The following is a 19,029-nucleotide window of genomic DNA, read 5'->3' as shown; positions in this document are numbered from 1 at the left end:
CCGCAGTGTGTCTTTTCCCACAGCCTTGGAGAGAGGACTTGGGGACATCTTCGGCGATCAATGGATCAGCGCGGTGCTGCGTTTGGCGTTCAAGGCAAGCCTTGGAATTTTCCCCAGGAGCAGCAGCGAGCTATGGCCGGGCTCAGCGCTCGAACGCAGGCAACTTCTTGGTTACTGCTACGTTCTTGAGCTGCACGTATTTGGGCAGGCCTTCGCGTCCGTATGGGGGCGGCGCTTCGCCACGGATCAGCGGCGAGAGATAGCGCCGAGCCGCGGCCGTGATGCCGAAGCCGTCGCGTGTGATGAAGTTGACCGGCATTTTTTTCTCGTGATTGGCGATCTTGTCCAGTGGGGCTGGTTCGATCTTCCAGCGATAGGGGTTTTCGGAGGTACGCACAATGACCGGCATGACCGCGTTCTTGCCGCTGAGTGCGTAATCCACGGCAGCCTTGCCGACCGCGTAGGCTTGGTCCGCATCGGTCTTGGAAGCCATGTGACGGGCCGAGCGCTGCAGATAGTCGGGCAACGCCCAGTGGTACTTGTAGCCAAGTTTTTCCTTGACCAAGGCCGCCAGCACGGGCGCGACGCCACCGAGCTGCGCATGTCCGAAGGCATCACGCGTGCCCGCTTCGGCCAGGAACTGGCCATCGGCGTTGCGGATACCTTCCGAGGCGACGACCGTGCACCAGCCCACGCGTTCGACGGTGGCTTTCACTTTGTCCAGGAATGCGGCTTCGTCGAAGACCCGCTCGGGAAACAGAATGATGTGCGGCGGTGCGTTCGCGCCTTCCCCGGCGAGACCGGATGCCGCTGCGATCCAGCCGGCGTGACGGCCCATCACCTCCAGGATGAATACCTTGGTTGAGGTATCGGCCATGGAGGCGACGTCCAGGCTGGCTTCCAACGTGGAGACCGCCGTGTACTTCGCTACGGAGCCAAATCCCGGGCAGCAGTCGGTCACCGCTAGATCGTTGTCCACGGTTTTGGGTACGCCGATGCAGCGGATGTCATAGCCCATGGCCTGGCCGAGCTGTGAAATCTTGAGGGCGGTGTCTGCCGAGTCGTTGCCGCCGTTGTAGAGGAACCAGCGGATGTCATGCGCACGTAACACCTCGATCAGGCGCTCGTATTCAGCGCGATTGGCATCCAGCGATTTCAATTTGTAGCGACAGGAGCCGAATGCCCCTCCAGGCGTGTGCCGAAGCGCGGCGATGGCGGCAGCCGACTCCTTGCCCGTATCAATCAATTCCTCGCGCAACGCGCCCAGGATACCGTTGCGTGCCGCATACACCGGAACACGATGTGCACGGGCGGTCTGGATGACACCGGCGGCAGTGGCGTTGATCACTGCCGTAACGCCGCCCGATTGGGCGTACAGCAGGCGACCGGTAGCGGGATGGGCTCTGGATTTCATAAGGCGTTCTCCGGCTAGCATGGGGGCGCGTGTGACAATGCAGCGTCAATTACGGATCACTTTGTGCATCAGGTACTTGGGCGCGATTCGGGCGATGCGTAGTTTGACGCCACCCCCTGCAGACGCTACCTTGACCAGCATTCATCTAGGAATTCGTGAGGCTGCCGCAGTGTGCGGCAGAACGCGGATCTTGTGGAGTTCTATGCGACTTGTCCTTCTTGGTGCGCCCGGCTCGGGCAAGGGTACCCAGGCAGCTCGGCTGAAAGCCGATCTGGGGGTGCCGCACATTTCGACCGGCGACATGCTGCGCGCCGCGGTGAAAGCCGGTACCTCGCTGGGTCTGAAAGCCAAGGCGGTGATGGATGCGGGTCAATTGGTGTCCGATGACATCCTGCTCGGCATGCTGGAGGAGCGGCTTGCGCAATCGGATGCGAAATCCGGTTTCATCCTCGACGGTTATCCGCGCAATCTTGCCCAGGCCGATGCACTGGATCACTTGCTGACCAAAATCGGTCAGCCGCTCGATGCCGTCGTAAAGCTTGAAGTGCCGAGCGAAGTAATCATCAAGCGCTGCGAGATTCGTTTCGCTGCGGAACATCGCCCGGACGACAACCCGGACGTGGTGCGCGGACGCCTGAAGGTGTATGCCGAGCAGACGGCGCCGGTGGCGGATTTCTACGCCCGCCGCGGCAAACTGCAGGTTGTCGATGGTGTCGGCGAACTGGATGAGGTGACGGCACGAGTCAAACGCGCCATTGCCGGTGAAACCGCCGCGGCCAGCAGCTGATTTGCTTTTCCTGTTCTTCTTCGTAAAAGTTCCTAACCTTGCGGTGTCCTTCGGGCACGCATGTTCATTAGATGGAATTCCCGCGTTCGAGAGCATGACGGCCTGATAATTCGCGCATTGCAACGATGTAAGCGGGCTGCTGCGGAAATACGGGTTCAACCACACGAGCCATTCATGCGTCTGCACATCCTTGGTATCTGCGGCACTTTCATGGGCGGCGTCGCCGCCCTGGCGCGCGAACTCGGCGAAACGGTAGAGGGCTCTGACGCCAATGTCTACCCGCCGATGAGCACACAGCTCGAAGCGCTTGGCATTGAGCTCATGCAAGGTTATTTGCCCGAACATCTGCAATCGGCGCCGGATCTGGTGGTGGTGGGCAATGCGATGGCGCGCGGTAATCCGGCCGTCGAATACATGCTCAATCAGCGCTTGCGTTATGTCTCGGGGCCACAGTGGCTGGGCGAGCGGTTGCTGGTCGAGCGCGATGTGCTGGCTGTGGCCGGCACGCATGGCAAGACCACGACGACGAGCTTGCTCGCGCATGTGCTGGATAGCGCGGGATTGTCACCTGGCTTTCTGATCGGTGGCGTGCCCGGCAACTTCGGCATTTCGGCGCGACTCGGGCAAGGGCGGCATTTCGTCATCGAGGCGGACGAGTACGACAGCGCGTTTTTCGATAAGCGCTCGAAATTCGTGCACTACCGGCCGCGTATCGCCATTCTCAATAACCTTGAATACGACCACGCGGACATCTTCCCCGACGTCGCCGCGATCCAGCGACAATTCCACCATCTGGTGCGCACCGTGCCGGGCAACGGCAAGCTGATCGTCAATGCACACGATGCTTATCTTGCAGAAGTGTTGGCGATGGGTTGCTGGACGCCGGTGGAAACATTCGGTATCGGCAAGGGCGACTGGCAGGCCAAGCTGATTGCGGCGGACGGCTCGCATTTCTCGGTGCGTTATCGGGGTAGCGTCATCGGTGACATACAGTGGTCACTGCTCGGCGAGCACAACGTGATGAATGCGCTGGCCGCGCTCGCGGCTGCCGCGGCGGTGGATGTCGATCCACGTGAACTGCTTCCCGCGTTCGGCACTTTCCAGAGTGTAAAGCGGCGCATGGAAGTAGTGGGCGATGTCGATGGCATTCGTGTGTATGACGACTTCGCGCACCATCCCACGGCCATCGCAACAACGTTGGCGGGCTTGCGGGCGAAAGTCGGCAAGGCGCGCATCCTCGTCGCTTTGGAGCCGCGTTCTAATTCCATGCGGCTGGGCGCGCATGCGGAGGCCTTGGCGCCATCGCTTTCGGATGCGGACGTGGTGGTGTTTCTGCATCGGCCGGAACTGCCATGGGATGCGCGGCGTGTCACCGATGCCTTGCATGGGCGCGCCAGCACGACGTCTTCCGTCGATGATCTGTTGTCTGTACTGAAGTCGCAGGCACAGCCGGGCGATCACATTGTTTTTATGTCGAACGGGGGCTTCGAGAACGCACCACGTCGGATGATCGCGTCACTCAGCCAATAGGCGCGTCGAAACGTGGCGCTCTGGTCTGATATTCGCGCTGGGCGGCGACCCACACGCCCGCGCCAAAACCCAACGTAACCAGGGCCAGCAATCCACCGCCGAGCATGTAACCGGCAATGCCGACCAGCCAATAGCCGCCCCAGTACACGCCCATCACGCCGAACACGACGACCAGGTTGACGATGGTGCGTCCGGTCGTGCCTTCCGGACCGATCAGATGAAGTGCGAGCGCTGCCAGGCTGGCGGCGGCTGAAACGATCGCCGCAACGAACAACATGTGCCAGGGCTCAGGCGCATGGACCAGCGCAGCACCGAGCGAGGTGTAGACAAGTGCGGTCGTCATGCTGATCGGCACCAGCACCAACAGTGCATCCGAGATGATCCTCTGATATTCGGCACGCGTTTCAGGAGCGAGTGTGAGATACAGGTCGGCCATGTTCGGACGCATGCGGACCATGCCGATGTTCAGCTGTGGGAAGCGGGAAATGCTGAGCATGATGGCGTAGGCACCGATCACGACCGGTTGGAAATGCTGCCGATGCATCATGGCGAAGAAATAGAAACAGACCAGGATGGCTACTAGCGCAATGCGCAGTACGATCGCTTCGACGTTGTCATGCGGCAGCAACAGGCGACGTACCAATACCATGCGCCGCGCCAAGCTGGGATGCTGTCGGTAAGCTTCCAGCGCGCGCTGCATAGCGCGTTGCGCGACATGATCATAGAGGGCGGCGATGCGTCTGCCGATGGGGCCGGAGCGGCGCGGCTCGCCGGGCGTGCTGCGTGCCGAGGCACGGTTCAGGCTGGTGCTTTCAAGCGGCGACGTTTCCATTTCACGGTCTTCGATGCGCAATAACGGCGCGAGACTCAACGTGAGCAACAGCGCCGCGATGGCAAGCAGCAGCCAGGCTGTCAGTGGCGAACGAACGGCTTCGGCGATCATCGTTGTCACCAGCGCGGGCATCCAGCCAAACACGATAAATACGGGCCATAACAGCATGCTTGCGCGTGGATGGCAGCCCATGATGACGCCCAGCACAGCCATCAGCAGCAGACCTGCTGCAGCCAGTAGCAGGTGGATGGAGGAGCCGGCAGCTATCAGCAGCAGGGGTACGACAACCCATAGCACCGCATCCATCATGCCGTAGTTGAGCAGGTGGCGGCGGAAACGCGGCAGCAGAAAACTTTCCGGCATGCATAAGCTGCGCAGACCACTGCCTTGTCCGATATGCCATAGCCAAGAGGCGGTGGCAAAAAGGGCGGCGGCGACCGGACCGGCGTCGCTCTCATGGCGCAGCCATTGGATACCGAAGAACAGCGCGGCTGCGGCCAAGACGTGTGCCAGCATGACCAGCAACGGCATGCGCCGAAACAATTGCATCCAGAGCTGCCAAGCGACCCTCATGCCAGCTCCACAAAGAGATCTTCCAGGCTGAGCGTCTCGATCCTCAGACTTGCGCCTTCCCGTGCCGCCAAGGCATGCAGGCTTTCCATGACCGGATCTTCGGCTACCAGCACCGCTTGCTCGCCTTCAATGTGCGTTTTGATGGCGCCTGCCACGGCGGGAGCCTGTGTCCATCCTTCGGATCGAGTGAGCACCACCCGTTTGAGGTGTTCACGCAATTCAGCCAGCGGGCGCATGAATTGAATGCGGCCATCGCGCAGCAGGGCGATATCCGCATCGGCGCGTTCGAGGTCGGCCGTGATATGCGTGGAGAAAATCACGCTCTTGCCGGGTACACGCATGAGCGCAAGCAATTCGGTCATGAAGGCCCGGCGTGCCTGTGGATCCAGACTGGCAACAGGTTCATCGAGAACCAGTAAGTCCGGATCGGGCGCAATGGCACGCACAATCGCCAGTTTTTGTCGTTGGCCCTGCGAGAGTTCGCCGATTTTCTGCTTGGTGTCCAGCTCCCAATTCATCAGCAGGCGATCAGCCAGCGGGTGGTTCCACCGCGGATAGAACGCGGCAGTGAAATCCAGATAGGCGCGGACTTTCATCCATGGAAATAAATCGAAGGTTTGCGGCACGAAACCGATGCGATGCATGCGCTCACCGCCGGGTTCGCGCATCGGCGCACCAAAGAGTTCAATCTCGCCACCGTCGATGGGAGACAGGCCGAGCAGGCAGCGTAGCAGCGTGGTCTTGCCCGCACCGTTGCGGCCGAGCAGGCCGATCACGCGGCCAGCCGGCACGCGCCAATCCAGCGATTTGAGCACTTGGCGTTTCTTGAATGACTTGTCCAGGCCGTGAATCTGCAGCACATAGGACTCGGCCATGCCTGGCACGGACATCGAAATAGGTGGTTCGGCAGCGGTAGGTTCGAGGACAGACATCCTTGCAGCAGCTCCGGCGTGACCTTCGGCCACTCTGCCGTTTGCAGGGTGGGTCGTCCAGTGGCAATGGCTCTAAGATCTACCGCATGGCTGCCCAGCTACCTCTCATTGACGTACCTCTGTTTCCGCTCAGCACGGTGCTTTATCCGGGCGGACAATTGCAGTTGCGCATTTTCGAACCGCGTTATCTGGATCTGGTGCGCGAATGTACGCGGACCGGATCAGCATTCGGTGTTTGTCTCATCCTGGATGGAACGGAAGCGGGTGCGCCTGCTCGTCCGGCAGCCGTAGGCACGCTAGCGCGCATCATTGATTTCAATCATCGCGAGGATGGCCTGCTAGGTATTGCCGCGGAGGGAGGCGAACGCTTTCGGGTGCGACGCACGCGCGTCCGTTCGGATGGATTGGTGCGCGGCGATGTCGAATTATGGCCGGAGGAAGCGACCCACGAGGTGCCGGTTGAGTTCGCTCTGTTACAGACCATCCTGGAACGCTTGATCGAAACCATGGGGCCGCAGTGGCATCATGCGCCGCGCTCTTCCTATGACGACGCGGCATGGCTGAGTTTTCGTTTGGCCGAGCTATTGCCGCTTGCGCGCGACGAGCAACAGCAATTGTTGGAAATGACCGATCCCTTGCAGCGGTTGGCGGTATTGCGCGATATCCTGCCGCGCTTTCAACGAGCTTGAGGTAGGCATGAATACGCTGGCTGGCAAAACGTTATTTATTACCGGGGCCTCGCGCGGCATCGGCTTGGCGATTGCACTTCGTGCGGCGCGCGATGGCGCCAACGTCGTTATTGCCGCCAAGAGCGGCGTGCCCAACCCCAAGTTGCCCGGCACCATTCATACGGCTGCCGTGGAGGTGGAGGCAGCGGGTGGCAAGGCGCTTGCGTTGAAGGTGGATATCCGCGATGAGACTGCCGTGCACGCGGCGGTCGCGCAGGCGGTAGATCGCTTTGGCGGCATCGACATTGTGGTCAACAATGCTAGCGCCATCTGGTTGGCAGGTACTGAAGACACGCCGATGAAGCGCTTCGACCTGATGCATCAGGTCAACACGCGCGGTACATTTATGGTGACGCAGGCTTGTTTGCCGCATTTGAAGAAGGCGAGCAATCCGCACGTGTTGATGCTGGCACCGCCGCCGAATCTGGATCCAAAGTGGTTTGCGCCGCATACGGCTTATACCATTGCCAAATACGGTATGAGTCTTTGTGTGCTCGGCATGAGCGCAGAATTCGCGTCACTGGGGATTGCGGTCAATGCGTTGTGGCCGCGTACGGTAATTGCCACGGCAGCTATTGCCATGATCGAAGGCGTAAGGCGGGAACAGTGCCGGCGTCCGGAAATCGTGGCCGACGCAGCGCATGCCTTGTTGATCCAGCCGGCCGCTCAATGCACGGGGCGTTTTGCAATCGACGAGGATGTGTTGCGCGAAGCAGGAGTGCGGGATTTTGACTCCTATGCGTATCAACCGGGTGCCCCTTTATTGCCCGATCTGTTCTTGAACTAAGTCGTTTAGGAAAGTGGAGGCGATTGTCATCAGTCCGCCGCGGTTGAGCGCGTACGATCCGACCGTCTGCGGCATCCGCGGATGATTCGCAAGATATCTGCTTAAAAAATGATCACTCGAAGAGAATCGGGTGTATATTTTGTGAACGGCGCCGATTTCTTTCGACGCATGCTGGCTGTGGGGTGAGGCAGAAACCTGCCGACCGGGATGTCGCGGGGGCTGTACGTCAGCAGTCCTGGAGGGAGGCGTTGCGATGATGAGCGACACATCGATCCGTTGTGTGGTGTGGTTTGGTGAGCCAACCAATGCCGAACGAACGCGTTTGGCGCAGGCTGGTTGGCATACGCGCGTAGCGGATGCAGGGGCACAGGGGACCGGGGTCGGTATCCGGCGTGGTGATGTGGTGGTGGCACTGGCGGATCTGCGCAACGCCGATACGGATACGCTGCGCAGCATGGCCGCATTGATGGCCGATCATCCGCGTATTCCATGGTTGGCTCTGCTGTCCGCCGATACGGCGGTGCAGACGCCAGAGGTGGAGCGGGTTGTCCACGCAAGCATTGATTTTTTCACCGTACCGATCGACATGCAGCGTTTGATCGAGACGCTGAGCATGCTCGCGGGCAATGAGCCGGCACCCGTCGTATACGCCGACGTACCTGGCATGACTGGCAGCAGTCCGGCCACGATGGCAGTGGTGGCAAGCCTGCGAAAATATGCACCGGTCGATCTCCCGGTATTGATTACGGGTGAAACCGGTACCGGCAAAGAAGTAGCCGCACGTGCGCTGCACAGGCTTTCGCCACGGCGGGAGCGGCCTTTCGCCGCGATCAACTGCGGTGCGCTGCCGGCCAATCTGGTGCAGTCGGAATTGTTCGGGCATGAGCGCGGCTCATTTACCGGGGCGAATGCGCGTCGCATCGGTCATTTCGAAGCGGCTGCTGGCGGCACGGTGTTTCTGGATGAAATAGGCGATCTGCCGCCGGATGCGCAGATCAGCCTATTGCGGTTGCTGCAGGAAGGAACATTGGAGCGCGTTGGTTCTACCCAATCGATCAAGCTCGATGTGCGTGTGCTGGCGGCAACTCACGTGGATCTGGAAAAGGCAGTCGCGCAAGGCCGTTTCCGGGAAGACCTCTACTATCGTCTCAATGTGCTGCGTCTGCGCATGCCGGCCCTGCGCGAACGTGCAGGCGATGTATTGCAGTTGGCGCAGATATTTTTGGATGCCTTCCGCAAACAACATGACTGCCAGGCACGGACCTTCAGCCCGCTGGCGCGCAAAGCGCTGAGAGACTTCTCCTGGCCGGGCAATGTGCGCGAGTTGCTCAATCGTGTGCAGCGTGCTGCGGTGGTGGCAGAGGGAGCGCAGATCAGCGTAGCCGATCTGGACTTGCAGGACGTCATCACGCCCCGCATGGGACATTCAAGTCTCGGGCTTACTCGTACTTCCGCCGAACGCGATGCAGTGGTGGCCTGTTTGAGAGAGACGCGGTTCAACATCAGCGAGTGTGCGCGTCGCTTGAAAGTGTCCCGCGTCACCATTTATCGCCTATGCAAGAAGCATCAGCTGGTGCTGGAAGACATGCATTGAGGAGGAGGCGCCGGGTGTGGGAACGGCGCTTCTGCCCGAGGGCTGCTTAAAACATATAGGGAACCTTGAAGGTGAGCGTGAAGTCGGGTGCATCGGGTGTCATGCCCATGCCCAGCACGGTCACGAAGGTGGTATGCGAGTTCAACGCATAGGTGAAGCCAAGATTCAACGTTGCCGCATTGGCCTGGCTGCCGATGATTTTGGTCCATGGGCCACCGGTTTGACGTAGCGCATCCTTGCCATTGATGCGGTCACTGAATGACAGGCTCAGGCTGGAACGATCATTGAACGCGAAGGCCAAGCCCGCGCCGTAGTAGTAAATATCCGCCAGCCGCACGCTTCCCGGCGTAGTGATCTGAGGATCGGTGTCGATGTCGTTGAAACTGCGTGAGAAGGAATGGATGTAGCCGACATTGCCGAAGACGATGGCCGGATCCATGGTTTTCACGAATGAAGCGCCCACCATGGCTTGCCACACACCATTGCCGGTAGGTTGCCGGGTTGGTACGGCAAACTCTTCGTATTGCGCGCTTGCGGCGGAATTCACCCATTTAATGCCATAGGGCGCGCGTCCGGTCGGCGCGGTAACACCCAAGGTAAGCACGGTATCAGGACGATTGGGAGTCTCCGTCAGGATTTTGTAGTTGACGGAGAAATTGACGTCGCCAAGGCCTTTGCCGGTCGAATTGGCTTCGCTCAACGCCGCGGCCGATCCGCCCGCGCCGCCTTGTTGATAGTCGGTATTGCGTCCGACGTAGGGGACGTCGAGATTCAAGCTTAGGCGAGGGGTGATCGCATAGCGACCGATGAGGTCGTAAGTGAGTGAATCGGCGTTTACGCGATCGATGGCGATATTGCCGAGAAAGATCGAGTTCAGGGCCAGGAAGCCATTCAGTGTCAGCTCGGCGCGGTCGTAATGGTTGTAGGTGAGGTCATTTTCGAACGTGAATTTACGATTGAACACGGCGTTCTGCTGCTGCTCCAGCACGTCCTGCACGCTGCGTGTTTGCGATGATGTGCTTGCTTGGGCACTCTGTGTCGTCGAGGCAGCTTGGGTACTTTCTACCGTTCCGTTATTGGGAGCACTGCTCGTTCCCGCCGTTGCCGCTTCCGCTGGAATAGAGCCCGTTGTCGTTTTGCCGGTCAGGCGTGCTTGCAGTGCCTGCACCTCCATGTCCAACGCACGCAGCCTGCGGACTTCCTGCGCATAGCTCACTTTGAGCATTTGCAATTGGCGAACCAGCTCCTGCACATCTGCTTGGTTCTGCGCGCTGCTGGCTTGCGTCGCGCCGGATTGCGCGTCTTGCGCGAATGCATCAAGAGCGGTGAAAGTCGAGATCCAGCAACATGCCACCGCGGTGGCCAAAAGCGTCTTGCGCATGGCGGTATCCCCCTGATCAAGAGCACGCAGGGCTAGTGCACGTGCTCAGCGGCCATTGGTACGAGATAAGTTGAGTGATTGCGCCAAGGTGCGCGAAAGTTGTGATGACGCGGTTGTCAGTGATTGCGTCACCATGCTCACGATCATCTGGTTGGTCACGATCTGGTTGTCCGCGGCCAGCGCAATGGTTTGTCCGATGCTTCCCTGGCGAATCCATTGCGATGCGGAGCCTTGTCCAGCTACGGAAAGGTTGAGTTGTGCGCTGTTGCCTGAATACGTCGCAGAGGCGGACGCGTTGCCAACGTTGGCCGTACGCCCATCGGGTGTGGGGTCTCCATTAGTTGTCGAAGGATTAGTTATCGAAGGCGTCGGGTTGTCGGGTGCCTGGCTGTTTCCTGCGGATGCCAGATTTGTGGTGGACGAGCTGGCATTGACCATGGGACCGTTCACGGTAACGCTCGCAGGTGAAGAAGACGCTCCACTGTTGGAAGGCGAGATCTGCGTTATCGAGCCTGCATTGCCGGCAGTAGCTGGATGCGATGCATTGCCGTTGTTCTGAATGGTAAGGCTGGTGACGTTACTGGCCGCATTGCGATCACCTGCAATCTGCACACTTTGCGTCAGGCCGCCTACATTGGCGACGCCACCGCTCTGGATGCTGCGGCTGATATGGGATGGGGTGGATGGGGACGGCAGCGCATTGCTGAGTGTGGTGATGGTCACGGTCGGGACAAAAGTGACCTGCGGCTCGTTGGCATTCTTGCTGAAGTTAAGACCGAGGCTCAGTGCACTTTGCAAGATTTGACCGTTGTTGGTCTGCCAGGTCGAAACCATCTGTACGCCGAACCACAGCACGGTGTTATCGCCGACCACATAGCGTCCGCGCATGTCGGCCAGTTCTTGGTCGGCCACTTCGTGGATGCCGGTGCCCACATGCCGATCGGCATTCACTTCGTAGGCAAGCACATTGTTGCAGCCGCAGGCTATAGCCAGTGCGACTGCGGTGAATAGTAGTGAGCGCTTATCCATGACAAGGCCCTCAAAAGAGATCGGCGTGGGTAAAGCCGAAATCGAGTAATTCGGCGTCGGTAATGGCGCCACCTTGGCGGGCGAACAGGGCGCGGGCGCTGGGTTTGTCGACGGGTTGTAGCAGTACGGTGTGGCGATCGAAGTCGCTCCCGATCACAACGAAGAGTACATGCGACGGCCATGCCTTCAGAAAGTCATCAAGGCCCATGGTGCGATTGCCCAGGATGGGATCGGCAAGTTCGACGTGGTCATCGTGCACTTGTTTGAGTACGACAAAGTGTCGGTAGCCGCGTACGTCCATCAGTACGATCACTGGTACGCGCAAGGTGCGTAGGCGCGCGAGATCGACACGGTAACCGCGTCCGCGCATGCCCAGCGCTTCGACGTAATGCTTGATGTCGAGCAAGGAAAAGCCGCGTTGCTTGACGAGTGCTGGATCGGCCTCGCCCATCATGCCGTCGATGACGATGTTTTCATCTACATCGAGGTGATAGGCGTAGCGGAGAATGGTCGCGAGTGCGGCGGCGCCACAGCTGTAGTCGGTGTGCTGGCGCACGATATTCGCGAAGCGCAGCTCCTGCATGCTGGTGACATGCGCGTTGTATTGCGCGCCATTAGGCAATACGTCGGCAAAACTCACATTGCCGGCATGGACGCGTCCGCTCAGGCAAACCATGGCTAGCCCTAGCATTCCTATAAATGTGGAAAATGCAGATCGCATGCCCAGCCCTTCATGTCCTGCGAAGGGAAGACCCCCGGCCCGCAGGGGACGGGCCGGGGGCTTCCACATGGTGCCCGGCGACATGGCGCCGGGTTACCGCCCTCATTGCCGTCAGCTGACGGCGCGTTCCTTGGTCACGCCATTACGGGTTGGAAACACCCATGGCGAGGCTGTTGCTCTGCAGATTTCCCGTCCCCGATGCCTGGTTCAGGCCGATGTTGCCGCTGGCATTGGCAAGCACGCTGCCCGATAGGTTGGTCGAGTTGGTGGTGGCTTGCGGATAGCTGCACCAACCGAGCGTGCCTGGATCGTTGTCCACGCTGTTGCCGGACCATTCCTGGTCCAGTGTCGACGTTGCTACAGCGTAAGCCACGTTGCTGGCCGTGGCCGCCGAGAGCTGGTTGAGCTGCTCGTTGCCGTCGCCTGCCGCCTGGTTCACGCCAACGTTGCCGGATGCATTGTTGAATGCATGGTCGCTGATGTTGGCCGAGTTGGTGGTGCCGTGGTTGTACGTCCTGCTGAAGTACGAGGACTGTGTCGCAAACGTTTCGGCATCTGCCATGCTGCCAGCCTGCGAACCTTGACCCTGGCTGCCACCGCAGCCGCTGCCGCTATGTTCGCAGTTGAAGGTAAAACCGGCATCACTTACCGATGCGCCTGCATCGGCCAGAGCGGCCTGATTGCCTTGAGCGTTCTGATCACCTGAGGCTTGGTTCACGCCCAGGTTGCCCGAGGCCCCGTTGCCTACGGTTCCACTGATGTTGGCGCTGTTGCTGACATCCGAGTCGTTGTGCACGCTGTTGTAGAGCGATGACTGCGTGCCGTTGGACACAGCGATGGCCGCAGCGTTGATGTCAATTTTGCCATCGACATAAGGATCGCCGCTGACGTTGATGTTTGAACTCAGCGATATCCGTTTGCTGATCTTGACCTGGCTATTGCTTCCGCCGTCGTCGTGAGCGTATGCCAGCGAGGCGCCGAAGCTGCCTATGACAGCCAGTGCGATCAAAGTCCTTCTCAGATTAGCGTTCATGGTGCCCTCTCTAATGACTGGTGCTGCGGATTGCTTTCAATGCGCAGAAGGCGGCGCGGACAACAGCAGCATGTTGTCCGACGCATTGCCGGATCCTGCGACCTGGTTGAGTTGCATCACACCGTTGAAGCCCTCCATTGCGGACGGATCGACTGCCACGTTCCTGGTGCCGCCAGCCTGTGCATGTGGGTTCGACGATGCTGTTTGCCCCCCTGCCGACGCGGAGACGGTGGTGGCCAAGGCGCCGTCCGTCGTTTCGCGTATGCCCTGATTGGCCAGTTGCACGGCGACGCCATTGAGTTGCGTGTTGCCGTTGCCGCTGGCCTGATTAATCGATGCGATGCCCTGTCCATTGGCATAGGCATGTCCGCCTATGGTGCTGCTTGCGTAAAGCGGGGTGTCGTCTGTTTCGCTATGCAGATGTTGCCGCGCTTGTATAAGTGCTTGAGATTGACTGCCGAGGGCGAAAGCGTGGACATTTGCCTGCAAGTTGGCATCGCCCGCCGCTGTGTTGACGGAGCTGATGCCTTGCGCGCCCTGCAAGGCGTTGCCGCTCATGACGTTATTGTCCAGATAGCTGAGCATCGTGGCATAGCTGTCGTTCCCCGCCGTTTGCGCAAGCGTGTTTTGTGACAGCGTGAAGGCGGACCAAAGTCCGACAACCCATGCCATGCGATGATGCGTAGCGTTCATCGCGCTCCCTTCAGTGACTTGCGCCAAGGAGAGGGATTTGCGATATGGCGTTGGTTACCTGGTCGCCGATATTGCGAGTGCTGTCCGCCACGGCACCGCCTGCCGGGGCGCTCACTGTATTGCTGACCCCGTTGTTGCTCACCGTGGTTCCGCCGGTGTTTGTGCCCATGGCGACGCCGAGAGAGCGCTGGGTGTTCGAGACGACTGACATGCCACCGGCTCGTGGCCCTGCGTTGAGATCGGCGATTTCCGCGTCGGTAATTTCTCCTGGCCCACCGCTGCCGGTGATGGCATTGCCAAGTTGGGGATTGGGCGATGCGCTGACCATAAGCGCCATGCCGGGAGCGGTCGGCGGCCGATCGGCCGGACGCGCTGCCACGTTGCGGATCAAAATGATCTCGCCGGGTTTGGCTTTCTGCGCCACACGAGTGCCATCGGCGACGCACAAGGCAGGAAGCAGACAAAGCGTGAGCACACTCGCAACGAGCAAACGTTCACGTGCGAGGCACTGTGACTTTTGGTGTGTAGTGTCCATGGGCAACATCCCCTTAGATCCCTGATGAAGAAGGGGCAAGTACCATGCCAGCACGAAAAAACGCTGAAAAAAGAGGGGTTAACGCATCGCTGGCGTTGTCGGCAGCCGCGGTAGCCTGTCACAGGCTGTTACAGGCTCGGCGGCGCCATCATGGCGCCAGGCGGCTTGCTAGAACGGTTTCAAGGCAGGTGTAACAGTTGCGATACAGGACAAGTCGCGATAAACAACGCCACCGTATGTTGGCAGGATGGCGTGCCGTGGCTACGATGCGGCTTCACCGAAATTCTTTTCCGCCTGGCGTGGTTGCATCTCGCCAGGAACAAGCATGTATTGAGCACAGGAGTTACGTGTGTCTTCACTCACTGACCTCGGCAAACGTTATTGGCTGCCGGTGTACAAACCGCGCGACTTGGTGCTCGATCATGGCAAGGGTGCGCGTGTCTGGGATACAGAAGGTCGCGACTATGTCGATTTCGGGGCGGGGATTGCCGTCAATGCATTAGGGCATCAGGATCCTGACTTGCTTGCCGCGCTGACAACGCAAGCAGGCAAGCTTTGGCATAGCAGCAATGTGTTTTACACGGAACCACCGTTGCACCTGGCGCAGGAGTTGGTCGAGGCATCGGGCTTCGCCGAGCGGGTGTTTCTATGCAACTCAGGCGCGGAAGCCAACGAGGCTGCCATCAAACTGGCACGTAAGTGGGCGACAGCGCAGGGCAGGGCGCCGTCACAGCGCGTGATTGTCACCTTTCGAGGATCGTTCCATGGGCGCACGCTGGCAACAGTAACCGCGACAGCCCAGCCCAAGTATCAGGAAGGTTATGAGCCGCTTCCGGGTGGTTTTTCTTATCTGGACTTCAACGATATCGCTGCGTTGGAGAAGGTATTCGCCAATGGTGATGTCGCTGCGGTGATGCTGGAGCCGGTGCAGGGTGAAGGCGGGGTTGTGCCGGCGGCGCCAGGTTTCCTCAAGCGAGTGCGCGAATTGTGTGATCAGCACAATGCGTTGCTGATGCTGGATGAGATCCAATGCGGCATGGGACGTACGGGGACGTTGTTTGCGTATGCACAGGATGATGTTGTGCCTGACATCGTGACGCTGGCCAAGGCGCTTGGCTGTGGCTTCCCCATTGGCGCCATGCTTGCAGGCCCGAGAGTCGCACAGGCGATGCAATTCGGCGCACACGGAACAACGTTCGGCGGCAATCCGCTGGCTTCGGCCGTGGCAAGGGTGGCACTGCGCAAGCTTTCTTCTGCCGAGTTGCTGAGCAACGTCAAGCGTCAATCCTCGCAGTTTCGAGAAGCGTTGATGTCGTTAGGTGATGAACTAGGCATCTTTTCGGAGGTCCGTGGACGCGGTCTGATGCTGGGTGCCGTGTTGACGGACACGTATCGAGGTAAGGCTGGCGAGATACTCGATATCGCTGCCGCGCATGGCTTGTTGGTGTTGCAGGCCGGTTCGGATGTGCTGCGCTTTGTGCCGCCGTTGAACATCACTGATGCCGAAGTGTCCGAAGGTCTGTCGCGTCTGCGCGTTACATTGCGTGCCTTCGTGGGCCGAACATAGCAACGAAATTATCAGCTCCCCTTCCCCCGGAGACATTCAATGAAATACTTACATAGCATGGTACGCGTGCGCGACCTCGATGCCTCACTGCGTTTTTACTGCGACGGTCTCGGCCTTGAGCAGGTTAGGCGCATGGATGTACCCGAGGGGAAATACACGCTGGTTTATTTGGCTGCGCCGGATAGTCCCGGGGCGGAAATCGAGCTTACTTACAATTGGGGCTCGGAAGAGGATTATGGATCGGCTCGCAACTTTGGACATCTCGCCTTTCAGGTCAAAGATATCTACGCAACGTGCGAGCATCTGCAAGGGATGGGCTACACCATCAGCCGGCCGCCGCGTGATGGGCATATGGCATTTGTACGTTCGCCGGACCTGATTTCGATCGAACTGCTGCAGGATGGTCATTTGCCGCCGCGTGAGCCATGGACGTCCATGCCTAACGTGGGGAGCTGGTAAAGGCGCGAATCGACAGTGCAGTGGGTCTGCATGACGTGGCCGTTTTTGCATTGGTTCCAAGATGCGTGGCGTGCAATCTGCAACCACGCATCTTGACGGATTGCTGTGGGCGGCGCGGTGCCGCGTTAACCTGTAAGTGCTGCTTGCAACGCACCCCTTGCCGCGTCCAGCGTTGCGGCAATGTCATCATCGCTGTGGGCGGCTGAGAGAAATCCTGCCTCAAAGGCGCTGGGGGCAAGGAAAACACCGCGCTCCAGCATGCCATGGAAGAATCGACTGAACACGGCAATATCTGCCGTTGTGGCCTGCGCGTAGGTCCGCACCTTTCCCTTCGTAAAAAACAGACCGAACATTCCACCTATCCGGTTTGTACTGAAGGGAATGCCTTCCGCATCGGCGACAGCTTGCAGACCGTCGGTAAGCAAGCGAGTACGCGCTGCTAAGGAGTCGTAAAAGCCTGGGGTCTGCACTAATTCAAGCATGGCCAGGCCTGCCGCCATGGCGACTGGGTTTCCGCTTAAAGTGCCCGCTTGGTAGATCGGTCCGGCTGGGGCCACGTGTTCCATGAGATCCCGGCGTCCGCCATAGGCACCTACTGGCATGCCACCGCCAATGATTTTGCCGAAGGTGGTGAGGTCGGGCTTTACTCCGTAATGTGCTTGGGCTCCTCCCAGGGCGATGCGAAAGCCAGTCATGACTTCATCAAAGATCAGCAGCGTGCCATGCCGGGTGCATAAGTCGCGTAAGCCCTCCAGATAGCCTTCATCAGGAGGAATACAGTTCATGTTGCCCGCGACTGGCTCGATGATCACGCCTGCAATGTCGTGCCCATGTTCCGCAAAAAGAGTGCGCGCTGCGTCGAGGTCGTTATAGGGAAGGGTGAGTGTCAGATCTGCATTTGCTTTGGGAACGCCGGGTGATGTGGGGACGCCGAACGTAAGCGCGCCGGAGCCGGCTTTTACTAAAAAACTGTCGCCATGACCGTGATAGCAGCCTTCGAATTTGACGATCTTGCTGCGTCCGGTCGCGCCACGGGCTACTCGTATGGCTGACATTGTGGCTTCTGTGCCGGAGTTCACCATGCGCACCATCTCTACCGAAGGGACGAGTCGCGTGATGGTTTCCGCCATGACAATCTCAGCAGGGCAGGGCGTGCCGAAGGATAGGCCGCTGCGCACGGCACGTTCGACCGCCTCACGGACCGCCGGATGATTGTGGCCGACGATCATCGGCCCCCACGAGCCGACATAGTCGATATAGCGTTTGCCCTCTACATCCCATAGATAGGCTCCATCGGCACGAGCTGTAAAAAACGGCTCGCTGCCCACGGATTTAAAAGCGCGTACCGGTGAGTTGACGCCGCCTGGCATTAACTGGAGTGCGCGCTGGAATAGCTCGTGATTCGTCATGGTGGAAACGCTCGATGTGGGAAATGGCGTGCAGGCTGCCTGACGTTTCATCGGTATGCCGGCCCTTGCCGTAAAGTCGAGCATCATTGTCGAGGCAGAGGCCTGTCCGTCGCCACCTTGAAAAGTTGGAGTGTCGCTCTGCTGTATGACGTTGGGTCAATCTGTCTTGCCGGCAGGGGTTTTCGTGAATCGCGGCAGTGCTTTCGCATTGGCGGTGGAGTTGCGAGAATGTTCTATTCACCCTAAATGTGGCGATGTCTTCCATGAACCAAGCTTCCACCGACACCACCTTGCGCAAATGGATGTGCGTAGTTTGCGGCTTCATCTATGACGAGGCGCAGGGTTTGCCGGAAGAGGGCATTGAACCTGGCACGCGCTGGGAAGATGTGCCCGATACCTGGACGTGCCCCGACTGCGGCGCGACCAAAGACGATTTTGAGATGATTGAGATCGATTGATCTGCCTTGCGTCGACCGCAAATCGCCTGATTTCGCCGGCGCATGGGCCGTTTTGGCTGCTGCAATGATCCTGAAACTCATTATTGAGGAGCAGTCATGCAGCAGTTCATCCCCTTTGAGGACGACTGGGACGCACTGGAAAAGCTGAGTCCCGAGGTGCTGGTCCCTTACCGCGTTGGCTTTGTGGCTGCGCACGATGCGGATATTCGGGCAAGTGCCGGTATCGCCGCTCCCGTTGCAGGCGTGGAGCCCAATGCCGCCAGATAGCATGTGGCCGGGCGTTGCATCCGCATCCTCCGTGCCTTGTCGACGATGGGCTATCCCGGTTTGTCGTCGCTCGGTGTGAATTTTGCGATTGGTGTGTTTTACCTCTTCACACGCTCGCCGACCGGCGCTATGATTTCAATCCCCCTGGCGCATAGCCCTTCGCCGGGTCCCCCCAAAATCTCGCCAACAAGTTTTCAATTAGGTGTTGACGGAAGTAGTAAGGGATGTAGAATGGGCGGCTCACCCGGGACGAAAGGTCACGGGGCGATCTGAAGAAAGGATCGCAAGTAGTTGATCTTT

General features: G+C 59.2%; 19 protein-coding genes. 9 read left to right on the top strand and 10 right to left on the bottom strand.

The window, feature by feature from the left end:
- Positions 1–142: 142 nt before the first annotated feature.
- Positions 143–1,414 carry a 6-phosphofructokinase gene (locus tag AC4HNJ_RS11545; protein ID WP_490479726.1) on the bottom strand — a complete coding sequence of 424 codons (1,272 nt, stop codon included), beginning with the start codon at positions 1,412–1,414 and terminating at the stop codon, positions 143–145.
- A gap of 202 nt (positions 1,415–1,616) precedes the next feature.
- On the opposite strand from AC4HNJ_RS11545, the gene AC4HNJ_RS11540 reads away from it, so the two are divergent.
- Together AC4HNJ_RS11540 and mpl are read left to right on the top strand one after the other, a co-directional pair.
- A complete protein-coding gene (locus AC4HNJ_RS11540) occupies positions 1,617–2,201 on the top strand; it encodes an adenylate kinase (RefSeq protein WP_490479725.1) in 585 nt (194 codons plus the stop codon).
- 174 nt (positions 2,202–2,375) lie between these two features.
- A complete protein-coding gene (gene mpl / locus AC4HNJ_RS11535; RefSeq protein WP_490479724.1) occupies positions 2,376–3,731 on the top strand; it encodes a UDP-N-acetylmuramate:L-alanyl-gamma-D-glutamyl-meso-diaminopimelate ligase in 1,356 nt (451 codons plus the stop codon).
- Here mpl and AC4HNJ_RS11530 read toward each other — a convergent pair.
- Together AC4HNJ_RS11530 and AC4HNJ_RS11525 are read right to left on the bottom strand one after the other, a co-directional pair.
- Complete coding sequence (locus AC4HNJ_RS11530; protein WP_490479723.1) at positions 3,721–5,136, bottom strand: hypothetical protein; 1,416 nt, start codon at positions 5,134–5,136, stop codon at positions 3,721–3,723. The two genes, mpl and AC4HNJ_RS11530, sit on opposite strands and share 11 nt — an antisense overlap.
- Positions 5,133–6,068: an ABC transporter ATP-binding protein gene (locus AC4HNJ_RS11525; RefSeq protein WP_490479722.1), complete on the bottom strand. Its 936-nt coding sequence runs from the start codon at positions 6,066–6,068 to the stop codon at positions 5,133–5,135. The genes AC4HNJ_RS11530 and AC4HNJ_RS11525 overlap by 4 nt, the downstream gene beginning before the upstream one ends.
- Before the next feature lie 86 nt (positions 6,069–6,154).
- On the opposite strand from AC4HNJ_RS11525, the gene AC4HNJ_RS11520 reads away from it, so the two are divergent.
- From AC4HNJ_RS11520 to AC4HNJ_RS11510, 3 genes are all read left to right on the top strand, one after another.
- Entirely contained in the window at positions 6,155–6,757 is a 603-nt protein-coding gene (locus AC4HNJ_RS11520; protein WP_490479721.1) for an LON peptidase substrate-binding domain-containing protein, read from the top strand.
- Positions 6,758–6,764: 7 nt separating this feature from the next.
- A complete protein-coding gene (locus AC4HNJ_RS11515) occupies positions 6,765–7,583 on the top strand; it encodes an SDR family oxidoreductase (protein WP_490479720.1) in 819 nt (272 codons plus the stop codon).
- Positions 7,584–7,836: 253 nt separating this feature from the next.
- Positions 7,837–9,177 carry a sigma-54 dependent transcriptional regulator gene (locus AC4HNJ_RS11510; protein WP_490479719.1) on the top strand — a complete coding sequence of 447 codons (1,341 nt, stop codon included), beginning with the start codon at positions 7,837–7,839 and terminating at the stop codon, positions 9,175–9,177.
- Between the two features lie 46 nt (positions 9,178–9,223).
- On the opposite strand, the gene AC4HNJ_RS11505 is transcribed toward AC4HNJ_RS11510, so the two are convergent.
- The 6 genes from AC4HNJ_RS11505 to AC4HNJ_RS11480 all read right to left on the bottom strand — a co-directional run bounded on the left by AC4HNJ_RS11505 (position 9,224) and on the right by AC4HNJ_RS11480 (position 14,569).
- On the bottom strand, positions 9,224–10,516 hold the full coding sequence (locus AC4HNJ_RS11505; protein ID WP_490479913.1) for a hypothetical protein: 1,293 nt from the start codon (positions 10,514–10,516) through the stop codon (positions 9,224–9,226).
- 87 nt (positions 10,517–10,603) lie between these two features.
- Positions 10,604–11,587: a hypothetical protein gene (locus AC4HNJ_RS11500; RefSeq protein ID WP_490479718.1), complete on the bottom strand. Its 984-nt coding sequence runs from the start codon at positions 11,585–11,587 to the stop codon at positions 10,604–10,606.
- Positions 11,588–11,597: 10 nt separating this feature from the next.
- Positions 11,598–12,263 (bottom strand): C39 family peptidase, encoded by a 666-nt coding sequence (locus AC4HNJ_RS11495; RefSeq protein ID WP_490479717.1) that lies wholly within the window; start codon positions 12,261–12,263, stop codon positions 11,598–11,600.
- Positions 12,264–12,450: 187 nt separating this feature from the next.
- The gene (locus AC4HNJ_RS11490) at positions 12,451–13,341 is read right to left on the bottom strand and encodes a FapB/FapC family functional amyloid domain-containing protein (protein WP_490479716.1); all 891 of its coding nucleotides are present in this window, start codon (positions 13,339–13,341) and stop codon (positions 12,451–12,453) included.
- A 36-nt stretch (positions 13,342–13,377) separates the two neighbouring features.
- A complete protein-coding gene (locus AC4HNJ_RS11485; protein WP_490479715.1) occupies positions 13,378–14,034 on the bottom strand; it encodes a FapB/FapC family functional amyloid domain-containing protein in 657 nt (218 codons plus the stop codon).
- A 10-nt stretch (positions 14,035–14,044) separates the two neighbouring features.
- The gene (locus AC4HNJ_RS11480; RefSeq protein ID WP_490479714.1) at positions 14,045–14,569 is read right to left on the bottom strand and encodes a FapA family amyloid fibril periplasmic chaperone; all 525 of its coding nucleotides are present in this window, start codon (positions 14,567–14,569) and stop codon (positions 14,045–14,047) included.
- A gap of 349 nt (positions 14,570–14,918) precedes the next feature.
- On the opposite strand from AC4HNJ_RS11480, the gene AC4HNJ_RS11475 reads away from it, so the two are divergent.
- Positions 14,919–16,136: an acetylornithine/succinylornithine family transaminase gene (locus tag AC4HNJ_RS11475; RefSeq protein ID WP_490479713.1), complete on the top strand. Its 1,218-nt coding sequence runs from the start codon at positions 14,919–14,921 to the stop codon at positions 16,134–16,136.
- A 39-nt stretch (positions 16,137–16,175) separates the two neighbouring features.
- Positions 16,176–16,595, top strand: coding sequence for a VOC family protein (locus tag AC4HNJ_RS11470; protein ID WP_490479712.1), 420 nt, complete (start codon positions 16,176–16,178; stop codon positions 16,593–16,595).
- A 125-nt stretch (positions 16,596–16,720) separates the two neighbouring features.
- Here AC4HNJ_RS11470 and hemL read toward each other — a convergent pair whose 3' ends face one another.
- Entirely contained in the window at positions 16,721–18,004 is a 1,284-nt protein-coding gene (gene hemL / locus AC4HNJ_RS11465) for a glutamate-1-semialdehyde 2,1-aminomutase (RefSeq protein WP_490479912.1), read from the bottom strand.
- Positions 18,005–18,267: 263 nt separating this feature from the next.
- Between hemL and AC4HNJ_RS11460 the strand changes: the two genes are divergently transcribed.
- A complete protein-coding gene (locus AC4HNJ_RS11460) occupies positions 18,268–18,462 on the top strand; it encodes a rubredoxin (protein ID WP_490479711.1) in 195 nt (64 codons plus the stop codon).
- A 96-nt stretch (positions 18,463–18,558) separates the two neighbouring features.
- The gene (locus AC4HNJ_RS11455) at positions 18,559–18,729 is read left to right on the top strand and encodes a hypothetical protein (RefSeq protein ID WP_490479710.1); all 171 of its coding nucleotides are present in this window, start codon (positions 18,559–18,561) and stop codon (positions 18,727–18,729) included.
- Positions 18,730–19,029 lie beyond the last annotated feature (300 nt).

The sequence above is a fragment of the Dyella sp. SYSU CM1112 genome (assembly GCF_058216415.1).
The sequence above is the reverse complement of the archived record's forward strand: the minus strand, read 5'-3'. Positions and strand labels throughout refer to the sequence as shown.